The organism is Ornithinimicrobium carbonis (assembly GCF_050703245.1).
Lineage (GTDB): Bacteria > Actinomycetota > Actinomycetes > Actinomycetales > Dermatophilaceae > Ornithinicoccus.
In genome coordinates, this window is record NZ_CP192647.1 from 2,709,075 (window position 1) to 2,726,977 (window position 17,903).

18 protein-coding genes and 1 pseudogene are annotated in these 17,903 nt (G+C 71.3%); 7 read left to right on the forward strand and 12 right to left on the reverse strand.

The window, feature by feature from the left end:
• Positions 1-37 precede the first annotated feature (37 nt).
• Positions 38-1,603, forward strand: a complete 1,566-nt coding sequence (locus tag ACQ95T_RS13620; protein WP_425941407.1) for a M28 family peptidase — start codon at positions 38-40, stop codon at positions 1,601-1,603.
• A gap of 117 nt (positions 1,604-1,720) precedes the next feature.
• Here ACQ95T_RS13620 and ACQ95T_RS13625 read toward each other — a convergent pair whose 3' ends face one another.
• Genes ACQ95T_RS13625 through prfB form a run of 3 tightly spaced genes read right to left on the reverse strand, consistent with a single transcriptional unit; the run spans position 1,721 to position 4,378 of the window.
• Positions 1,721-1,891, reverse strand: a complete 171-nt coding sequence (locus tag ACQ95T_RS13625; protein ID WP_431473009.1) for a hypothetical protein — start codon at positions 1,889-1,891, stop codon at positions 1,721-1,723.
• A 14-nt stretch (positions 1,892-1,905) separates the two neighbouring features.
• Positions 1,906-3,228 (reverse strand): aldehyde dehydrogenase family protein, encoded by a 1,323-nt coding sequence (locus ACQ95T_RS13630; protein WP_431473010.1) that lies wholly within the window; start codon positions 3,226-3,228, stop codon positions 1,906-1,908.
• A gap of 37 nt (positions 3,229-3,265) precedes the next feature.
• Entirely contained in the window at positions 3,266-4,378 is a 1,113-nt protein-coding gene (prfB, locus tag ACQ95T_RS13635) for a peptide chain release factor 2 (protein WP_425941411.1), read from the reverse strand.
• Positions 4,379-4,485: 107 nt separating this feature from the next.
• Here prfB and ACQ95T_RS13640 point away from each other — a divergent pair, with 107 nt between their 5' ends.
• Entirely contained in the window at positions 4,486-5,040 is a 555-nt protein-coding gene (locus ACQ95T_RS13640; RefSeq protein WP_431473011.1) for a DinB family protein, read from the forward strand.
• Positions 5,041-5,046: 6 nt separating this feature from the next.
• Here the strand turns inward: ACQ95T_RS13640 and ACQ95T_RS13645 are convergent, their stop codons facing one another.
• Positions 5,047-6,603 (reverse strand): nitronate monooxygenase, encoded by a 1,557-nt coding sequence (locus tag ACQ95T_RS13645; RefSeq protein ID WP_425941413.1) that lies wholly within the window; start codon positions 6,601-6,603, stop codon positions 5,047-5,049.
• Positions 6,604-6,823: 220 nt separating this feature from the next.
• On the opposite strand from ACQ95T_RS13645, the gene ACQ95T_RS13650 reads away from it, so the two are divergent.
• Entirely contained in the window at positions 6,824-7,468 is a 645-nt protein-coding gene (locus ACQ95T_RS13650) for a low molecular weight phosphatase family protein (protein ID WP_431473012.1), read from the forward strand.
• Between the two features lie 111 nt (positions 7,469-7,579).
• Here the strand turns inward: ACQ95T_RS13650 and ACQ95T_RS13655 are convergent, their stop codons facing one another.
• From ACQ95T_RS13655 to ACQ95T_RS13690, 8 genes and pseudogenes are all read right to left on the reverse strand, one after another.
• A complete protein-coding gene (locus ACQ95T_RS13655; RefSeq protein WP_425941416.1) occupies positions 7,580-8,248 on the reverse strand; it encodes an HAD family hydrolase in 669 nt (222 codons plus the stop codon).
• A 65-nt stretch (positions 8,249-8,313) separates the two neighbouring features.
• Positions 8,314-8,769 (reverse strand): pilus assembly protein TadG-related protein, encoded by a 456-nt coding sequence (locus ACQ95T_RS13660; RefSeq protein ID WP_425941418.1) that lies wholly within the window; start codon positions 8,767-8,769, stop codon positions 8,314-8,316.
• A gap of 79 nt (positions 8,770-8,848) precedes the next feature.
• Positions 8,849-9,211, reverse strand: a complete 363-nt coding sequence (locus ACQ95T_RS13665; protein ID WP_431473013.1) for a hypothetical protein — start codon at positions 9,209-9,211, stop codon at positions 8,849-8,851.
• Complete coding sequence (locus tag ACQ95T_RS13670) at positions 9,208-9,687, reverse strand: TadE family protein (RefSeq protein WP_425941422.1); 480 nt, start codon at positions 9,685-9,687, stop codon at positions 9,208-9,210. The genes ACQ95T_RS13665 and ACQ95T_RS13670 overlap by 4 nt, the downstream gene beginning before the upstream one ends.
• A complete protein-coding gene (locus ACQ95T_RS13675) occupies positions 9,684-9,917 on the reverse strand; it encodes a hypothetical protein (RefSeq protein ID WP_431473014.1) in 234 nt (77 codons plus the stop codon). The genes ACQ95T_RS13670 and ACQ95T_RS13675 overlap by 4 nt, the downstream gene beginning before the upstream one ends.
• Positions 9,918-10,171: 254 nt before the next feature.
• A pseudogene (locus ACQ95T_RS13680) lies at positions 10,172-10,990 on the reverse strand (type II secretion system F family protein); the annotation flags it as partial.
• Positions 10,991-11,003: 13 nt separating this feature from the next.
• Entirely contained in the window at positions 11,004-11,870 is an 867-nt protein-coding gene (locus ACQ95T_RS13685) for a type II secretion system F family protein (protein ID WP_425941425.1), read from the reverse strand.
• Positions 11,870-12,205 carry a hypothetical protein gene (locus ACQ95T_RS13690; protein WP_425941427.1) on the reverse strand — a complete coding sequence of 112 codons (336 nt, stop codon included), beginning with the start codon at positions 12,203-12,205 and terminating at the stop codon, positions 11,870-11,872. The genes ACQ95T_RS13685 and ACQ95T_RS13690 overlap by 1 nt, the downstream gene beginning before the upstream one ends.
• Positions 12,206-12,305: 100 nt before the next feature.
• On the opposite strand from ACQ95T_RS13690, the gene ACQ95T_RS13695 reads away from it, so the two are divergent.
• From ACQ95T_RS13695 to ACQ95T_RS13710, 4 genes are all read left to right on the forward strand, one after another.
• The gene (locus ACQ95T_RS13695) at positions 12,306-13,790 is read left to right on the forward strand and encodes a recombinase family protein (RefSeq protein WP_425941428.1); all 1,485 of its coding nucleotides are present in this window, start codon (positions 12,306-12,308) and stop codon (positions 13,788-13,790) included.
• Between the two features lie 663 nt (positions 13,791-14,453).
• On the forward strand, positions 14,454-15,368 hold the full coding sequence (locus ACQ95T_RS13700) for a hypothetical protein (RefSeq protein WP_425941430.1): 915 nt from the start codon (positions 14,454-14,456) through the stop codon (positions 15,366-15,368).
• 128 nt (positions 15,369-15,496) lie between these two features.
• Complete coding sequence (locus tag ACQ95T_RS13705; protein ID WP_425941432.1) at positions 15,497-15,766, forward strand: hypothetical protein; 270 nt, start codon at positions 15,497-15,499, stop codon at positions 15,764-15,766.
• A 270-nt stretch (positions 15,767-16,036) separates the two neighbouring features.
• A complete protein-coding gene (locus ACQ95T_RS13710; protein ID WP_431473015.1) occupies positions 16,037-17,860 on the forward strand; it encodes a hypothetical protein in 1,824 nt (607 codons plus the stop codon).
• Positions 17,861-17,903: the final 43 nt, after the last annotated feature.

Here is a 17,903-nt window from a genome sequence, read left to right on the forward strand (position 1 = left end):
GTCCGCGGGCCTCCCCCCGTCAAAGGAGACGCACGACGTGAGTACGAGCACCGACCACCGGACCCCGCGGTCCGGCCGCAGCACCGCCCGCCGCACCCTGGCCGTCACGGCCACGGCCGCGGTCGTCCTGGCCGGCATGGGGTCGCCGGCGCTGGCCAAGGGCAAGGGCGGCGAGAACAACGGCAACCCGAACACCAGCAAGAAGATCACCCAGGCGGTCGACGTCGAGAACGTCTGGACGCACCTGGAGGAGTTCCAGGAGATCGCCGACGAGAACGGCGGCAACCGGGCCTCCGGCCTCCCCGGGTACGAGGCCAGCGCCGAGTACGTCGAGCAGGTCCTGCAGGACGCCGGCTACGAGACCGAGCGCCACGACTTCAGCTACCCCCGCACCCGGACCCTGGCCGAGGACCTGACCGTCGGCGGTGAAGACGTAGCGGTGATCGCCATGAGCTACAGCCCCAGCACGCCCGACGGCGGTGTCACCGGCCCACTGGCGGCGCCGACCGTCGACCCCCAGGGTTGCGACGCGGCCGCCTACGGCGAGGGTGCCGACCTCACCGGCCAGATCGCCATCGTCTCGCGCGGGACGTGCGCCTTCTCCGCGAAGTCGCTGGCCGCCGCCGCAGTCGGAGCCGAGGCCGTCCTCGTCTACAACAACGAACCCGGGGCGCTCAACGGCACCCTCGGAGGACCCGACTCCGGTTTCGTGCCGGCGGCGGGCATGACACAGGAGGCCGGTCAGGCGCTGCTGGCGCAGATGGCGCAGGACACCGTCACCGCGACGCTGGACCTGCGCACCATCGACGAGGTGGTCGAGACCTTCAACGTGCTCGCCGAGACCTCGACCGGCCGGGACGACAACGTCGTCATGCTCGGTGCCCACCTCGACAGCGCCCAGGAGGGTGCCGGCATCAACGACAACGCCACCGGGTCGGCCGCGATCCTGGAGACGGCGGTGCAGCTGGCCAGGGTCAACAAGACCAACAACACGGTGCGCTTCGCCTGGTGGGGCGGTGAGGAGGACGGCCTGCAGGGGTCGAACGCCTGGGTCGCCGACCAGTCGCCGGCCGAGCTGGACGACATCGCGACCTACCTCAACTTCGACATGGTGGGCTCGCCCAACCACGTCATCGGCGTCTACGACGCGGACGAGTCGACCTACGAGGCGGGCGTCGCCCCGCCGGCCGGATCGATCCAGACGGAGGAGGTCTTCACCGACTACTTCGACCTGACCGGTCAGCCGTGGGTGGACACCGCCTACTCGGGCCGCTCGGACTACCAGGCGTTCATCCTCAGCGGGGTCCCGGCCTCAGGCCTGTTCACCGGTGCCGACGGCACCAAGACGGAGAAGGAGGTCGAGCTGTTCGGCGGCACCGCCGGCATCACCTACGACCCGAACTACCACACCGTCCTCGACGACATCGACAACGTCGACCGGGAGGCCCTGGACATCATGAGCGACGCCATCGCGCACGCGGCGTTGACGCTCGCCCAGGACACCTCGGAGATCAACGGCAAGCGCAGCGCCGGGAAGTCCGGCAAGCCGCACCCGCAGGGCGACCTGCCGACGGACGACGAGGAGGCCGAGGACGCCGCCTGACCGGCGCGCGTCGAACCCGACCCCAGCACCACCCGACGGGCGGCACCCAGCAGGGTGCCGCCCGTCGGCACGTCCCACCCGTCCGAGCCCCGCTCACGCAGGCGGCGCAGACAGCTCTCAGCCGCGCCGCACCAGGCCGCGCACCTTCGCCATACCCTCCCGGACCAGCGCGGCGGGCCGCCCCGCCCAGCCGGGGGCGGTCGCGGCCGCGACGACCCGGCCCTTGAGGCCTTCGAACGGGGGGTACAGCACACGCAGGGTGTCCGGACCCAGCGGCTTGTCGAGCACCGACCGGTGATGGCTCAGCTCCTCTCGAGCGACGCGCGGCCGTGGTAGGCGCCCGTGCCGGAGGCCCCGACCCCCCCGACCGGGAGCTGCGGGGCGCCGAACTGGATCACGGTGGCGCCGAACGCCATCCCTCCCGAAGTGGTGCGCCGCGCGAACGCGTCCCTGACGTCCTCCCGCTCGGAGAAGACGTAGAGCGCCAGCGGGTGCTCGCGCGAGGTGATCTGCTCGATGGCCTGCTGGTGGTCGGCGACGGTGATGACGGGCAGGATCGGGCCAAAGATCTCCTCCTGCATGATCGGCGCGCCGGGGTCGACGTCGGCGAGGACCGTCGGGGCGATGTACCGCTCGCCGGCGTCGTGCTGCCCACCGGTGACCACGCTCCCCCCGGCTCCGTCCAGGAGCTCGACGAGGCGGGCGTGCTGCCGCCCGTCGACGATCCGCCCCAGGTCCGGGCTCCTGCGCGGATCGTCGCCGAAGAACTCGTGCACCGCCGCGGCCAGCTCGGCCAGCAGCCGGTCCCGGGCGGCGCGGGTCACGAGCACGTGGTCGGGCGCCACGCAGGTCTGGCCCGCGTTGGTGAACTTGCCCCAGACGATCCGCCGGGCGGCCACACCCAGGTCGACGCTGTCGTCGACGAACGTCGGAGACTTCCCGCCCAGCTCGAGGGTCACGGGCGTGAGGTGCTCGGCCGCGGCGCGCATGACGATGCGACCCACCCGGCCGGACCCGGTGAAGAAGATGTGATCGAAGCGGCGCTCCAGCAGGGCGGTCGTCTCCTCGACGCCGCCAGTGACGACCTTGGCGACGTCGGCGGGGAAGTACTGCGGAACGAGCTGTTCGACCAGGGCGGCGAAACGGGGCGCGTGCTCGCTGGGCTTCAGCACGACCGTGTTGCCGGCGGCGAGGGCACCGGCCGCCGGGGTCAGCAGCAGCTGGAGCGGGTAGTTCCACGGCGCGACGACCAGCACCACACCCTTGGGCTGCAGCTGCACGTGCGCGCGGGCAGGACGCAGCGTCAGCGGCAGGGAGACCGGCCGGGGCGCCGTCCACTCCTCCAGGTGGGCGAGCAGATGGTCGATCTCCTCGACGATGACGTAGCTCTCGGTGAGCCGCGCCTCCAGCCGCGGCTTGCCGACGTCGGCGGCGACGGCGTCCAACAGCTCGGCCTCGTGCTCGACGAGCAGGCGGCGCAAGGCCCCCAGGTGCGCCCGGCGCCAACCGAGGTCGGCGGAGGCGCCGGAGGTGACGGTATGCCGCAGCGCCACCAGGTCGAGGGAGCCGGGGCCGAGAGGACCCGGGCTCGACGGACCCGGGTCGGAGGTCGTGGTCGCGGTCATGCTCCGACCCTACGGCCGGCGCCTGGGCGGGCCGACCTCAGTCCTGCGCCCGCTCCTGGCCGCGCTTCCAGCGGATGCCCGCCTCGATGAAGTCGTCGATCTCGCCGTCGAGCACCGACGAGGTGGACCCCACCTCGTGGCCGGTCCGCAGGTCCTTCACCATCTGGTAGGGGTGCAGGACGTAGGAGCGCATCTGGTCCCCCCAGCTGGCCTTGACGTCCCCGGCCATCTCCTTGCGCTCGGCGGCCTCCTCGGCCTGCTTGAGGAGCAGCAGACGGGACTGGAGCACCCGCAGGGCGGCGGCCCGGTTCTGGATCTGGCTCTTCTCGTTCTGCATCGAGACCACTGTGCCCGTCGGGATGTGCGTCATGCGCACGGCCGAGTCGGTCGTGTTGACCGACTGGCCACCGGGACCCGACGAGCGGAAGACGTCGATCTTCAGGTCGTTCTCGGGGATCTCGATGCTGTCGGTCGACTCGATGAGGGGGATGACCTCGACGGCGGCGAAGCTGGTCTGCCGCCTGCCCTGGTTGTCGAACGGGCTGATCCGCACGAGCCGGTGGGTGCCGGCCTCGACCGCCAGGGTGCCGAAGGCGTAGGGGACCTTGACCTCGAAGGTGGCCGACTTCAGCCCGGCCTCCTCGGCGTAGGAGGTGTCCAGCACGGTGGTCGGGTAGTCGTGCCGCTCGGCCCAGCGCAGGTACATCCGCATGAGCATCTCGGCGAAGTCGGCGGCATCCACCCCCCCGGCACCGGAGCGGATCGTCACGACGGCCTCACGCTGGTCGTACTCCCCGTTGAGCAGGGTCCGCACCTCGAGCTGCTCGACGTCCTTGCGCAGCTTGGCGAGGTCCCGCTCGGCTTCGACCATCGTCTCGGCGTCGCTCTCCTCCTGGCCGAGCTCGACGAGCGCCTCGAGGTCGTCGATCCGTGCGTCCATGCCGGTCACCTTGTCGTGCTCGGCCCTGGCGCGGGACAGCGAGGAGGTCACCTTCTGGGCGTGCTCGACGTCGTCCCACAGGTTCGGTGAGGAGGCCTCGGTCTCCAGCTCCGTCATCTGCTCCCGCAGGCGGTCGAGGTCGGTGACGTCGCGCACCGACGCCATGGTCGCGCGGAGCTGCTTGATCTCGTTCTCGAAGTCGACGGCCACGAGGGTCAAGCCTACGGCAGCCCCGGGGCGCCCGGGTCTCGGCCGGGCCTCCCACCCGGGAGGGTGCACGGCCCACTCCGGAGCGTGCACGGCATACCCTGGCGCGCATGAGCGAGCCACGGACCGACGACCAGGGACGACCCGAACCCCCGTTGACGGCGGACGAGGCGGGGACGCTCGTGGGGTTCCTGGAGTTCCAGCGCGCGACCCTGGAGTGGAAGACCCGGGGGCTGGAGGAGGAGGGGCTGCGTCGCCGGCTCGACGCCCACCCCTCCCGGCTGACGCTGGGCGGGCTGTTGAGCCACCTGGCCTGGGTGGAGGACTTCTACTTCTCCGCGGGCGCGACGGGCTCGCCGATGCCCGAGGAGTGGCAGCGCTCCGAGGACGGGTCAGACTATCTGCGGGCGTGGACCTCGGCGGACACCCTGCCCGCCGCCGAGGTCCACGGCCGGTGGGAGCGCGCGGTGGCCCGGTCGCGGTCCGTCGTGGAGAACCTGGTCGGGCGCGGACCCGAGGCGCTGGGCCGCACCTACCCCGCCTGGGACGGTCAGGCGCAGGTCACGCTGCGCTGGTTGCTCACCCACATGGTGGAGGAGTACGCCCGGCACAACGGCCACGCCGACCTGCTGCGCGAGCTGGTCGACGGGCAGACCGGGGAGTAGCCGCGCTCAGGCGATGGCCACCAGCCGGCCCGTCGCGGAGGTGGCGACCGCCTCCTGCAGGTAGGACAGCGCCTGGCGGGCCGTCCACCCCTCGGGGTGCCGCTGGATGAGGACCTGGGCCCCCTCGAGGTCCTGGCCGAGGGTGACGAGGGTGTCCTCGACGTAACCGTCCTTGCGGTGCTGCTCGAGGCCGATGTTGGCCATCAGCCCGTTGCACAGGCACTTGCGGCCGGCGGTCTCCTCGAGCTCGCCGCCCTTCTTGAGGTACATGTGCACCGGCTCCGAGGCGCAGCGGTAGCCGACCTCCCCGTCCTCGCGCTCGTAGGGCTGGCGCAGGTAGGACAGGTCGCACAGCCGGGGGCGGGCCTCGTAGACCTCGACCTGGCTGGCGGTGCCCTCGAGGGTGGCCACCTTGAACGGGAACCCGGTCGGGCTGGCCCGGGGGTCGTTGCGCACGTCCAGGTCGCCGGCGCGCAGCCGGTCGAGCATCTTGGCGCGCACACCGTCGGCGAGACCGGAGTCGGCCGACATGGCGAAGAGCGTGCCGACCTGCACCCCGACCGCGCCGGAGGCCACCGCCTCGGCCACCCGCTCGGGGGTGCCGAAGGCGCCGGCGAGCCAGAACGGCAGGCCCAGGGCCGCCATCTTCTCCAGGTTGGCCTCGTCGCGGGCGCCGTAGACCGGGTCCCCGTGCTCGTCGAGCTGCATCTTGCCCCGCGGCGGTGCGGAGTGACCGCCGGCCGGCGGCCGCTCGACGACGAACCCGTCCGGGCGGATGTCGGGGTCGCGGTGCAGGTAGGAGGCGAGCTGGTCGACCGAGACGATGGCCAGGAAGTCGGGCCGGACCAGCGCGGGTAGGTCCTCGCCGAGCAGGTCGACCGGGTCCACCTCCACGTAGCGGCGCAGCTTGCCGCCCGCCACGTCGGCGCTGATGCGCCCGGCGGTGCCGGCGGCCAGGGCGCGCAGCAGCGCGGGGATCTCACGGGGGATGCCTGCCCCCATGAGCACGTAGTCGACGCCGGCCAGCATCGCCCCGAACAGGGCCGTCGGCGTGGCCATCTGCACCTTCTCGAGGGCGTTGATGCCCACGACGCCGTCGTGCCCCTCCTTGGCCAGCCACACCTCGGCGAAGTTGCCGAGCACACCCAGCTCCTGCCCGGCGCGGGCCGTCTGCAGCGTCAGCTTGGGGATCGGCTTGTAGGGCGCGTCGGGGTGCCGGCCACCCTCGACGAAGTACTTGTCCAGCACCCGCTCGACCATCGCCGGGGAGGGGAAGTGCGCGAGCGCCCGGCGGTAGTGCCCGCCGGGGTCGCCGTCCTGCAGCACGCGGGACAGCACGGCGTCCATCGCAGTGCCGGACACGACGCCCAGGTGACCGGCCGTGGAGACCTCGCGGGCGAGGCGCCAGCCGGAGACGGCCACCCCCATGCCGCCCTGGATGACCACCGGGCGGCGGCGTCCGGTCTCGCCCGGGCCCGGCTGGGCGGCGGTCTCGGGCAGACCTGCGGGCCCGGCGGGGGCCGGCTCGGCAGGACGGGGGTATGCGGCAGCAACTGCGGGCATGCGGGGGGTTCACCTTCGGGTCGGGTACCTACGCTAACGTAGGTTTCGGTTCCGTAGGTTACGGTAACGTAAGTCGCCCGGGCCTGTCTCCCCCGGACGCCAGCACGACACCGCCCGATCTCCGGGCCGTTCCTCCGACCTGCTGCGCGATCCTGGCGTACACTTGGTGTTCATCAGTTGTTCACCTGATCGGAGGCGCGACATGCAGGCACGGAGCCCCATGTACGAGCGCACGCTGCGCCGGGTCCAGCGCGACCTGACCGAGCGGTTCGCTGCCGGCTTCACCGCGGACGAGGTCGCCGAGGTGGTCACCCGCGGGCGTCGTCAGCTGGAGGAGAACGGACGCCACCCCGAGTTCATCCCCGCGCTCCTCGAGCACTGGGCCCGCGACGAGCTGCTGGCGACGGCGCGCGCCGAGGGACGGGCGCTGTCCCCCCTGCCCAAGCTGCTGTTCGTCTGCGAGCACAACGAGGGCCGTTCCCAGGTCGCCGGGGCCCTCGCCGAGCACCTCTCCGGGGGCCAGGTGCTGGTCCGGTCCGCAGGCATCAACCCGACGGGCCGGCTCAACCCGCACGCGGCGACCGTCCTGGCCGAACGTGGCATCGAGCTGCGCAACCCCCTCCCGCAGACCGTGCACGCCGACGCGCTCGACGCGGCCGACGTCATCGTGCTGATCGGCTGCTGCGAGGACGAGGCCGACTTCGCCGGACGTCGCACCCTGCGCTGGGACGTCGACGACCCCTACGCCCAGGACCTGTCGACGGCCCGCCGGATCGCCGACGAGCTGGAGGCCCGCGTGCGCGCCCTCCTCGCCGAGCTCGAGGTGCCCGTCCTCGAGCAGGAGGTCGCCCGTACCGCGTCCTGACGGACGTGGGACGGCCGCGCGTCGCCCCAGGACGCACCCGGGGTCCGCGTCAACCCTCGTTGGGAGGGCAGCAGGGGGCCCTGCGTGGACGGCCCGACGGCATCCGCTGCGTCAGGCCAGGTCCACGCGCACCCCGTCGCGCACGGTCTGGAAGGTCACCTGCGAGAGGTCCGTCACGACGGCGTCGGCCAGCTCCGCCAGCTCGTGCGCCCCGCTCGTCGTGGTCACCGCGATGGTCGCGGCACCGGCCGCCCGCCCGGCCTGCAGCCCCGCCGGCGCGTCCTCGACGACGAGGCAGCGGGCGGGGTCCACGCCCAGCTTCTGGGCGCCCAGCAGGAACGGCTGCGGGTCGGGCTTGCCGCGGGTGATGTCGTCGGCGGTGACGAAGGCCGCGGGAGGCGTCAGCCCGGCGGCGTCCAGCCTCAGCACCGCCAGGTGGCGTCCGGCGGAGGTCACGATGGCGGCGCGGCCGCCCACCGCGGCCAGCGCTTCCCTGGCTCCGGGGAGGGCCACCACCCCCTCGGCGTCCTCGAGCTCGCGCCGGTCGATGTCGGCGGTCGCCGCGTCGACGTCCAGGTGCGGCGCCACCCGGGACACGATGCCGCGGCTGGGCACCCCGTGGAGGCCGACGAGCGTTTCCAGGGGTATACCGTGGTGCTCGGCCCAGGCGGTCCAGGCCCGCACGACGGCGCCGCTGGAGTCGATCAGGGTGCCGTCGTTGTCGAAGAGGACCGCGTCGAAGGTGGTCGTGGACAGGTCGGTCGTCGCAGCGGAGCTCACCGGGCCATCCTCCCAGGCCGCCGGCGTGCCTCCGACCCCGCGGACGGCATACCCGCGGAATGCCTTCAGGGTTCCAGGTCGCTGCGGGCGGTCGAGGTGACCGTGATGGGGACCGACCCGCCGAACGCCGACAGGACGGAGGAGGCCACCGGTATCCGGGCGCCCCCGGACAGCACGACGACCGCCGTCCGCCCGTCCGGCGTGCCGGTCCCCGCGGCGACCTGCCATCCCGTCAACCGGGAGGGCAGGGTGCGCGAGGCCAGGTGGTCGGAGGCGGCCAGCGCCACGCCGGCGTCGGTCAGCGGCACGCCCGTCCCCACACCGGTGGAGTAGGCGGTCGCCTCGTCCAGGGCGTCGCTGGCGTCCAGGGCGGCCGCGTCCGCCGCGTCGAGCAGGTGGATCCGGGCCAGCTGGACCGAGGTGACGCCCACGACCCCCAGCACCACCGTGAGGGCCACGGCCACCATGCCGATCAGCAGGATGCTCACCTGACCGGCCTCCGGGTCCGTGCGGCCCGTCATCGTCCACGCTCCCGGAAGGCGTCGACGGACTCCGTGTGCTGCGCGGTGAGGGTGATCGAGGCCGGCACCCGGTCGGCCATCATGTCCGGGACCAGGGGCAGCGGCACCTCCACGACCGCGTCCACCACGACGACGCTCCCGGCTCCAGACAGCCCGGCCCGCCGCAGCCCAGCGAGAGGCGGACGTCCTCGGCCGCGAAGCCGTGCGCCTGCGCGACCAGGGCTGCCGCCGCCTGCGCCCGCGTCGGGGCGTCCAGGACGGACTCGGCGGTGACGTAGCTGCGTCCGGCCTCCCGGGCGGCCGCGGTCACCGCGTACGCCCCCGCCTGCACGCGGCCGACCGAGCCGACGAGGTAGAAGAGCGGCACCACGAGCAGGACCAGGAGGAAGGCGACCTCCACGGTCATCGATCCCCGGTCCGAGGCACGGAGGAGGGCACTCACTGGTCCTCCGCGTAGGCCTGCCCGGAGACGACCATCCGGTCGGCCGGCCCGAACGGGCCGAGCACCGGCAGCCGCAGCGAGGCGCTGACCTCCACGACCTCCACCCCCGAGACCGACGTACGGTGCGCCGAGACGGCCACCCCGCTCGTCCCCGGCAGGCTGGTCCGCAGGAGCTCACGCGCCCGGTGGGCACCGTCCTGCGGTCCGGCGTCGGCCCGCGCCCCGTACCGTGCACCTTCGACGACGTGGGCCGTCGCCGTGTTGTGCAGGTGCAGCGCGAAGGCCAGCTGCACCGCCGCCAGCAGGAGCACCGAGACCATCCCGGCCAGGAGCGCGAACTCGGTGACCGCCGCCCCCCGGTCGGGAGCCGCCCCCCGGTCGGTGAAGGGGGCCCGATCGGGAGCCGCCGCCCGGTGGGTGACGGCGGCCCGATCTGGGGCAGCGGTCACCCTGCGGTGGATGGTCCTGCGGATCACGTCCCGACGCTGGTCACGGCCGTGGTGAAGAGCTGGGTGAGCAGCGGCTCGGCCACCAGCCACAGGGCGGCCACGAGGCCTGCGGTCATGATCGTGATGAGCACCCAGCCGGGCACGTCGCCCCGCTCGGGCTCGTCCGCCCAGGCACGCAGGTGGCGGGCCAGGGCACGGCGGGCCAGCGGCCGGCGGCGCGCTGTGCTGGGAGTGCGGAGGGTGGATCGCTGCTGCATGGTCGTCCTTCTCTCGTCGGGTCCGGGCCGGGTCGGGCCGCGGAGCGGTTCCTGGTCTGGTCGTGGGGCCGGTGGCCCGTGGTCATGGATGGGTGTGCTGGACGGAGGACTGCGGAGATGTCCCGGTGGCGGCACCGCGGGTGCCTCGCCCCGTCGGCCTACAGCGAGATCTGCAGCATCGAGGCTCCTGGGAAGACGGCGAACAGGACGGTGACGGGCAGGACCAGGAAGACGACGGGGACCATCATGGTGATCTCGCGCCGACCGCCCTCCTCGATGAGCGACTGGCGGGCCGCCTCCCGAGCGTCCGCGGCCTGGGCGCGCAGCACCTCACCCAGGGGCGTGCCCCGCTGGATGGCCACGACCAGCCCGTCGACGAAGCGGACGATCGGCCCCAGGCCCGTGCGACGGCCCAGCGCCTGCAACGCCTCGGGCAGCGGGGCGCCGGTGCGCGCCTCGGCCAGGCACAGCTCCAGCTCGGAGGCCAGGTCGCGGAGGAGAGGCGGGTCACCCTCTCCAGGGCCTGCACGGTGCCCTCCCCTGCTGTGACCGACAGGGCCAGGAGTTCGGCCACCGCCGGGAACTCCGCCATGATCCGCCGCTCCCGACTCCTCGCGGACCGGGTCAGGGCCGCGTCGCGCAGGACCACGCCGGCGAGGAAGGCGCAGGCGACGAGCACGGCGAGGGCGACGACGCTCGCGCCGCGGGTCCACCACAGCAGCGAGCCGAGCCCCGCGGCCAGGACGCAGGCACCCAGTCCCCAGAGCACCTGCTGGGTACGGAAGCCCTCCACGTCGGCGGGCAGACCCGCGCGGTGCAGGCGGGTGCGCACGGAGTCCGTCCCGCCGAGCACCTGGTCGAGCAGGTCGGCCGCCCGTCGTGTCAGGGGCTCGACCACGTCGGCCAGGTGCCACGGCCGCGGATCGTCCAGTCGCAGCAGCCGGGACCGCTGCGGCGGACGGTCCAGGTACGGCTCGATCCTGGCGGCCAGGTCGACCCGTCGACTCATCGGCACCCCTGCCCACATGAGCAGGACGCCGGTCCCCAGTCCCAGTCCGAGCAGGGCTCCCCACCAGGTCAGCACCATCACCGCAGCACCCGCTGCTCCTGGGGCAGGCGGCCGATCGTGAGCATCAACCGGTAGGCGAGCACGCTGGCACCGGCACCGAAAGCCAGCACGGCGGCACCGGTGGGTGTCCCGTAGGCCTCCAGCGTGCTCCCGCGCGTGGCCAGCAGGAGCAGCACCGCCCACGGGGCCGCCATGGCCATCCGGGCGGCGTTGACGGTCCACGACTGGCGTGCCTCGAGCTCGGCCCGTGCGCGGGCGTCCTCCCGCAGGAAGGAGGACAGTGCGCGCAGGACCCGCCCCAGGTCCGTGCCGCCCACGTCGCGGGCGAGCCGCAGCGCCTCGACGAGCCGGTCCGCCACCGGGTCGGAGAGGCGCTCCTTGAGCCGGTCGAGCGACTCCGAGAAGCGTCCCGTGGCCCGGTAGTCGTGGCTGAACTCCACGAACTGGGGCCGCAGCTCGGCAGGCCCCCGCTCCCCCAGCTGGATCAGCGCCTCAGGAAGCGACAGTCCGGCCCGGACCGCGGAGTGCACGTGGTCCACCACGTCCGGCCACACCTCCCGCAGCGTGCTCCTGCGGGAACGGGCGCGCCCGCGCACGACCGCGAACGGCGCCCAGGCGGCCATGACCGCGAAGCACAGGCTGACCGACCACACCCCGGTGACGGCATACCCCAGGAGGAGGACGAGCAGGGCGAGCACCCCGGTGAAGGCCAGGAAGGTCCGCGGCCCAAGGCCCCGGACGCCGGCGAGCACGATCTCGTCGCCGAGGCGCTCCACCCTCCCCCGCCGGACCACGGGCACCGGGCCCGTCGCCCGCGGCCAGAACGACCACCAGATGCTGGCCAGGCCGATGCCAAGCAGCAGTCCCCAGAACGCCCCCTCCATCAGGCCCTCCCGAGCAGTGCGCCCAGATCGTGCCCGGCACGGGCGAACCGCTCCGGGTGCGGCGGGAACCCGTCGGCCCGCACGAGGTCCTGGCCCTGGCGTACGAAGATGTCGGCGGTCTCGACCACGTCACCCTCCACCCGGCCGGGCAGGGCCGTGATCTCCCGGACCCGACGGTGTCCGTCCGCGTCCATGCCCAGGTGGACGACGAGGTCCACCGAGGAGGCCACCGTGGGCACGACGAAGCTGGCCGAGACGTTGGACCCCGCCAGCAGCGGCAGGGTGCACATCTTGGTGACGGCCTCCCGGGCGCTGTTGGCGTGGACGGTCGCCATCCCGGGCAGGTCAGCCTCGTTAGGTGCGGATGAGCGGAACGTCTCCGACTCGCAGACCTCCACTCCGACGAGGACCCTTCCCAGCATCGGAGCACACGCCATGAGCAACCCCCGAGCCCTTCTCTACGTCCGCCTCAGCGTATCCAAGGATGACTCAACCTCCCTGGCGGCTCAGGAGAAAGATCTCCGCGCCCGCGCCGCCGCCGAGGGATGGGACGTCGTGGAGGTCGTGAAAGAGAACGGCGTCTCCGGCGCCCACAACGACACCGAGGCCGTTCTCCAGCATCTCCGTGACGGGCGCGCCGACATACTTTGTGTTTGGCGCTTCGACCGCTGGAGCCGCTCGGGCATCCCCGCCCTCGGGGCCCTCGTAACCACCCTCAAGGACACCCCCACCGCACGCTTCGTCAGCATCAAGGACGGCGTGGACTCCGCCACGCCTTTCTGGGAGGTCATCGCCGCCATCCTCGCCACAATCGCCGAGCAAGAGAGGGCGGCCGTGCGCATCCGAGTGTCGCGGTCCATCGCGGAGCGGGTCTCACTTGGCCGCTACACCGGAGGCACCGTCCCCTACTCCTATCGCCCCGCGGCTAACCCGAACGGCCCCGGCCGCGTCCTTGAGGTCGCGGAGGAGGAAGCTGTGATCGTTCAGGAGGCCGCCGCGCGCGTCATCGCCGGTGAGTCCGCCTATGGCGTCGCGCATGACCTCAACGCCCGCGGGGTGCCCACGAGGCGGCATCGAACCTGGACCGTGCAAGCCCTCGCGCGGATCCTGACCTCGGACACCATCATGGGCCGTGTGACCCACCGGGGACTCCTGGTCCGCGACGATGCTGGAGTCCCCGTCACCCCATGGCCCGCGGTCCTGGATCCGGACACCGTCGAGATCCTCCGCGAGGGTCTCGGCTGGGCCCGTCAGCGCCCGGAGACGCAACGCGGCGAACGGCGTCCTCGGTCCCTACGCCTCCTTGCGGGTCTCGTCTCTTGCGCTGCCTGCGGCTCGGCTCTCTACCCTCGTGTAAACGGGGGCGGGAACGTTGCCTATGGGTGCTCTGCGCGGTCCAAGGGCCGATCCTGCCCTGGTGTAGCCGTGACCGCTGAGAACTTGGAAAGGCTAGTTGTGTCCCGCTTTCTCGCCACCTGTGGCGATCTCCAACGCCACGAGCGCCGGGAGTCCACCAGAGCGGACGGCGACCTAGCCGAAGTCCAGCGCGGGATCAAAGCGCTGTACTCGGCCATGGCCGAGGAGGACGCTGACGACGAAGCCCTGGCGGCTCGGGTCCGTGCGCTCAAGGCCCGTCGAGTCATCCTGCGCAGGGAGCAGAAGTCCCCTGTGGTCGAACTCGTGCCCTCAGGTGAGACCTTTGCCGAGACGTGGGAGCGGCTGACGGCGGCGGAGGACCACGTCGCGCGACGCGGACTCCTTGCCGCCAACCTCGCCATCCTCGCCGTCTCCAAGGGGCGACGTGGCGCCCACGGTCTCGACCCTTCCCGCGTCAACCTCGTCTGGCAACCCGCCCATCCCATAGGGGTTCTTGCCGACGCCTCCGCCAGTGAGGATCGCGCGGCCTTCGCAGCGGTCTGAGCGCCCGTCTCCCGGACGCCCGGCCCTCGTCCACCTCCACGGTGGGCGAGGGCTCTCGCGTGGGCCTGCAGGCCCTCCAGCGACTCCGACCTGGAGGCCCGATTGTGATCCTGGTCACACAAGAAGGGTCGAAACGGCCGATATGGGCCCGATGTGAGCCAATGACCCGATCGCCTCGCAGACTTCCTAAGTAGACCAAGGCGCACGCCTTAGTCACTCACCTCCTCAAACAAAGTCCGATGCGGATAAGTCATGGACAGGTGAACCGGCCGCGGAGTAGACCGCCCTTTACTCCGCGGCCCCCCAATCATGGCCCCCGTTTGGTCGCTCTCTTTGCCGGAAGCCAGCCAAGCGGCGCGGGCCATACGCTCCATAGCCAAGGTCCTAGGGTCGAGCCTGACAACGGCAATGGAGCACGAACGGCGCAGCATGCTCCCAAGGGTGGCCGCCGCCGCCGTCCACCGAGCCCGGACGGCCGGATGAAGATCCCCTTTAGTGAGGTCTCTCCGGCCGTCCGGCCTCACCCTCGTATCACCCGTCGCCGCGGCAAGGTCCGCGCCGACCCCTTCCGCTTTCACCGATAAAGGCAAGGCCCTTTCATAGGTGAGTGCGCCGCGAGTGCGGTTAATTCACTTACACCAATCTACGAAAGAGAGCCCAACCGTGAGCAATACTATTCTGACCACTGACACCGGCAACATCGCCAAGGTCGCCGCTAGCCTCGTGGGCCTTGACAGTGGCGGCCTCGCCCCGCTCGTCATGCGACACCTGGAGGCCGAGTTTGAGGGTGGCCGCGGCGCCACCATCCGCGTAAAGGTACCCGGCGCCGTTCCGGCCCGTACCCGTAGCGCGGGCGACAAGACCACCGCCATTGTGTCGGACGAGATCTCCGAGCAGGCCATTAGCGTCGCACTGGACGACTTTGTCCACTCCTCGGTCATTCTATCCGAGAAGGATATGTCGCTGGACCTGACCTCCTACGCCACGCAGGTGCTTAGTCCTCAGTGTGCCGCTATCTCCCGCAAGGGTGAGGCCCTCCTCGCCGAGGCTTTCGCTGCGACGCCGCTCAACACTGCGATCACCTACGACCGTGACAAGCCCTACAGGGCCGTCGTCGCCGCCCGCCGCGTACTCCGCGACAACGGCGTGTCCGCGGAGTCTCAGATCGTCGGGGTCGCGGGCACCAACGTCTACGAGGCCCTCCTCGGGGCCGAGGGTGGCTTCGGCTTCGATCCCGGCACAACCAAGGTGCGCGGCATTGAGCTGCGAGAGTCGAACAGGCTTGGCGCCAATGACCTCTTCGTTTTCGTCAAGGAGGCTTTCACCCTCGTCTTCGTTGCGCCGACCATGCCCGAGGGTGCTACCCGCGGGGCCTCGGTGCAGACCGAGAGCGGCGCCGTCCGGGCTCTCCAGGACTACGACTCCTCGGTGGCAGCCGACCGATCCCTCGTGGGCGCCCTGGTCGCCGCACAGGCCATGCCGCTTGCCGTCGTGGACGAGACCGCGGGCACCGTAGCCCTGGTACCCAACGCCGGCGTCGTCCGTATGAGCATCGCCGACGCCGAGCCGGTCGCCTGACCTACCTCGTGAGCCACTAGGGGAGATCTCGCAGACCTCCCCATGAGCGCCGGGACAGACCTACCTCTGTCCCGGCGCTCCCCCCTTTCCCTTCCACACGTTCGTCACTTCTCACCAAAGGAGCCCCCATGTTTTGCGACCGCTTCGATTGCCACAATGAGATCCCCGAAGGCAGCCGCGTTGACCGCGTATTCTGCTCGGACCGATGCCGGTATCTCGTGAACCGGCGTAAGCAGATGGCCGGAATGGCCCTCCTGCACCACGCCTCCGATGCCCTCATGCGTGGCGACGTCCGCGCCTATGACGACTACACCGCGCAGGCCAACGCCATCCTTGGCCCGCCCAAGCCGCTCTCCCCCGCCATGCTGGAGATCATCGCGGAGATCATGGCGGAGTGATGGCCTTTGGCCTCCGGCGACGGCCAAGTAAGGGCGACGCCGGGGCCCATGAGCAATCAACCCTGGAAACCTAAACCCCCCGGTCTTCGGACCGGGTCGGGTGGTAGAGATCTGTGGCGGATCGTGACGTGGAAAGGGTAGGCGCCTTCGGGTACCTACCCTTTCCGCGTTTACACCTCCCTCGAAACTCCCACCTTCCACCCCTTGTCTTTAGGCACCGCCACGCCGAGGACAAGTCCACCTCTACCACCTTGAGAGAAGACACTAGTAATGGACCTCCGTACTTTCGTGCAAACGCACTTCCCCCTAGGTCGCGCCAAGCCCGACCCTGCCAAGTGGTGCGGATACCTCGTGGATTGCCCGGTCTGCAACACTCCCCACGGCCGCAACGTCTGGACCCTCACCCCCGAACACGACGTCCTGACCTATGCGTCCACCGATTGCGCTACGTGCTCCGAGGAGAAGCGCCCCTACGACGAACTCCCCGCTGCCCTCGGTATGACCGAGGACGGACTCAACGCCGCCCTCCGTGAGGTCAGGGCCGAGGGCACCGCCCTGGCCGCAGCACCGGAGGCACCGGCTGCCGACAAGAAGGGCCATACAGCTAATGACGTCGTGGAGTGGGTTCTCTACAACTACCAGATTGGCCGCCGCTCCGACGACGGCCTCCTCTTCGCGGTCCCTACCCGGCCCGGCACCCTCCGCATCGCAAAGGAGATCCGCGCTATCCGCGCCGACGTACTCAAGGCATTCCGCGAGGACCGTAAGGCCGCCACGGGGACCGGAGTGGTCCTCGGCCGTGAGACCTTGAGCAACGCCCTTGACACCGTGGCTGCCTACGCAGAAGAGGCCGACCCCGTCCACGTCGCCATGCGTTCCGCCCAGGTCGGGGACGACCGTGTCGTCCTGGACCTTGGCGACGCCACGGGCCGCGTGGTGGAGATCACCCGAGCAGGCTGGAGCGTCCGCGACCCCGACGAGGGAACGCCCCTCTTCCGCCGTTCCGAGGCCACCAAGCCCCTCCCCGTCCCCGTCAGGGGTGGGGACCTGGCCGTTCTGCGGGATCTCCTCGGGCTGGACGCGGAGGATCGCCGATGGCTCCAGATCCGCGGGTGGCTCGTCGGCTCCCTCTTCTCCGAGGTCCCGCGCCCGTTGCTTTGGGCGACGGGGCCGCAGGGGTCGGGCAAGTCCACGCGGGCCCGCATGGTCCTCTCCCTCGTGGAGCCCGCAGAGGCCCTCGGCAAAGAGCCCGGACGCAATGAGCGCGACGACTCCACGGCGGCCCGGGGCCGCTATCTCGTGTCCTTCGACAACGTCACCTCGGTCTCGCAGAACACCTCCGACTGGATATGCCGCCTCGTGACCGGCGTGACCGATGACCGGCGCACCCTCTACACCGACGATGGTCTCCGGCCCGTCACCTACCGGCGCAGCGGCGTCTCCACCTCCATCGCACTCCCTCCGGGTCTTAAGCCTGACGCCCTGGAGCGGATCTCCCTCGTGGACTTTGACCGCGTCCCCGACACCGAGCGCCGCTCCGAGGCCGAGCTCTGGACCGCCTATCACGCGTCCAAGCCCGCTCTCCTCGGAGCGGTCCTGGACGACGTCGTTACCTCCCTCCGCAATCGCTCCCGTCTCGTCGCCGAGGGCCGATCTTGGCCCCGCATGGCCGATTACGCGCAGGTGGTCGCGGGCGTGGACGAGCGCCTCTATGCGGCGTACGTCGGGGCCGTTGACGAGGTCCTCGCGGACTCCGCGCTGGACGACCCCTTCACCGCGGCCGTCCTCGCCCTCGTCGCCAAGCGCGGCGGGAGGACCAAGGCCAAGCCTGCCGACTTCGTCAGTCCCCTCGCGGCGTCCTACACCGGGGGAGACACCCACGTCTCATGGTGCCCGAGTGACGGCCGCGCCTTCTCCCGAGCCCTCAAGGTGGCCGCGGAGGCACTCCGCCGCGCGGGCGTGACCTACACCACCGGCAAGTCCAACGGTGACCGCTATATCGAGTTGATCGGGCCCGCCGACCCCGCCCACGCGGAGGCGGTTGAGACGTACCTGCCAGAAACCCACCCGGCCCCCGGCCCGAGGGTCTTCTAGGGTCGTTAGATCCTGTGGCAGGGTCGCTTGAGGGTCACACCAA

Coding starts and splice junctions, on each gene's coding strand:
- ACQ95T_RS13705 (WP_425941432.1), top strand. CDS start 15,497: ATGTTTTGCGACCGCTTCGATTGCCACAATGAGATCCCCGAAGGCAGC.
- ACQ95T_RS13690 (WP_425941427.1), bottom strand. CDS start 12,205: ATGGCGACCGTCCACGCCAACAGCGCCCGGGAGGCCGTCACCAAGATG.
- ACQ95T_RS13675 (WP_431473014.1), bottom strand. CDS start 9,917: ATGCAGCAGCGATCCACCCTCCGCACTCCCAGCACAGCGCGCCGCCGG.
- ACQ95T_RS13630 (WP_431473010.1), bottom strand. CDS start 3,228: ATGACCGCGACCACGACCTCCGACCCGGGTCCGTCGAGCCCGGGTCCT.
- ACQ95T_RS13640 (WP_431473011.1), top strand. CDS start 4,486: ATGAGCGAGCCACGGACCGACGACCAGGGACGACCCGAACCCCCGTTG.
- ACQ95T_RS13660 (WP_425941418.1), bottom strand. CDS start 8,769: ATGACGGGCCGCACGGACCCGGAGGCCGGTCAGGTGAGCATCCTGCTG.
- ACQ95T_RS13695 (WP_425941428.1), top strand. CDS start 12,306: ATGAGCAACCCCCGAGCCCTTCTCTACGTCCGCCTCAGCGTATCCAAG.
- ACQ95T_RS13685 (WP_425941425.1), bottom strand. CDS start 11,870: ATGGAGGGGGCGTTCTGGGGACTGCTGCTTGGCATCGGCCTGGCCAGC.
- ACQ95T_RS13710 (WP_431473015.1), top strand. CDS start 16,037: ATGGACCTCCGTACTTTCGTGCAAACGCACTTCCCCCTAGGTCGCGCC.
- ACQ95T_RS13650 (WP_431473012.1), top strand. CDS start 6,824: ATGTACGAGCGCACGCTGCGCCGGGTCCAGCGCGACCTGACCGAGCGG.
- ACQ95T_RS13645 (WP_425941413.1), bottom strand. CDS start 6,603: ATGCCCGCAGTTGCTGCCGCATACCCCCGTCCTGCCGAGCCGGCCCCC.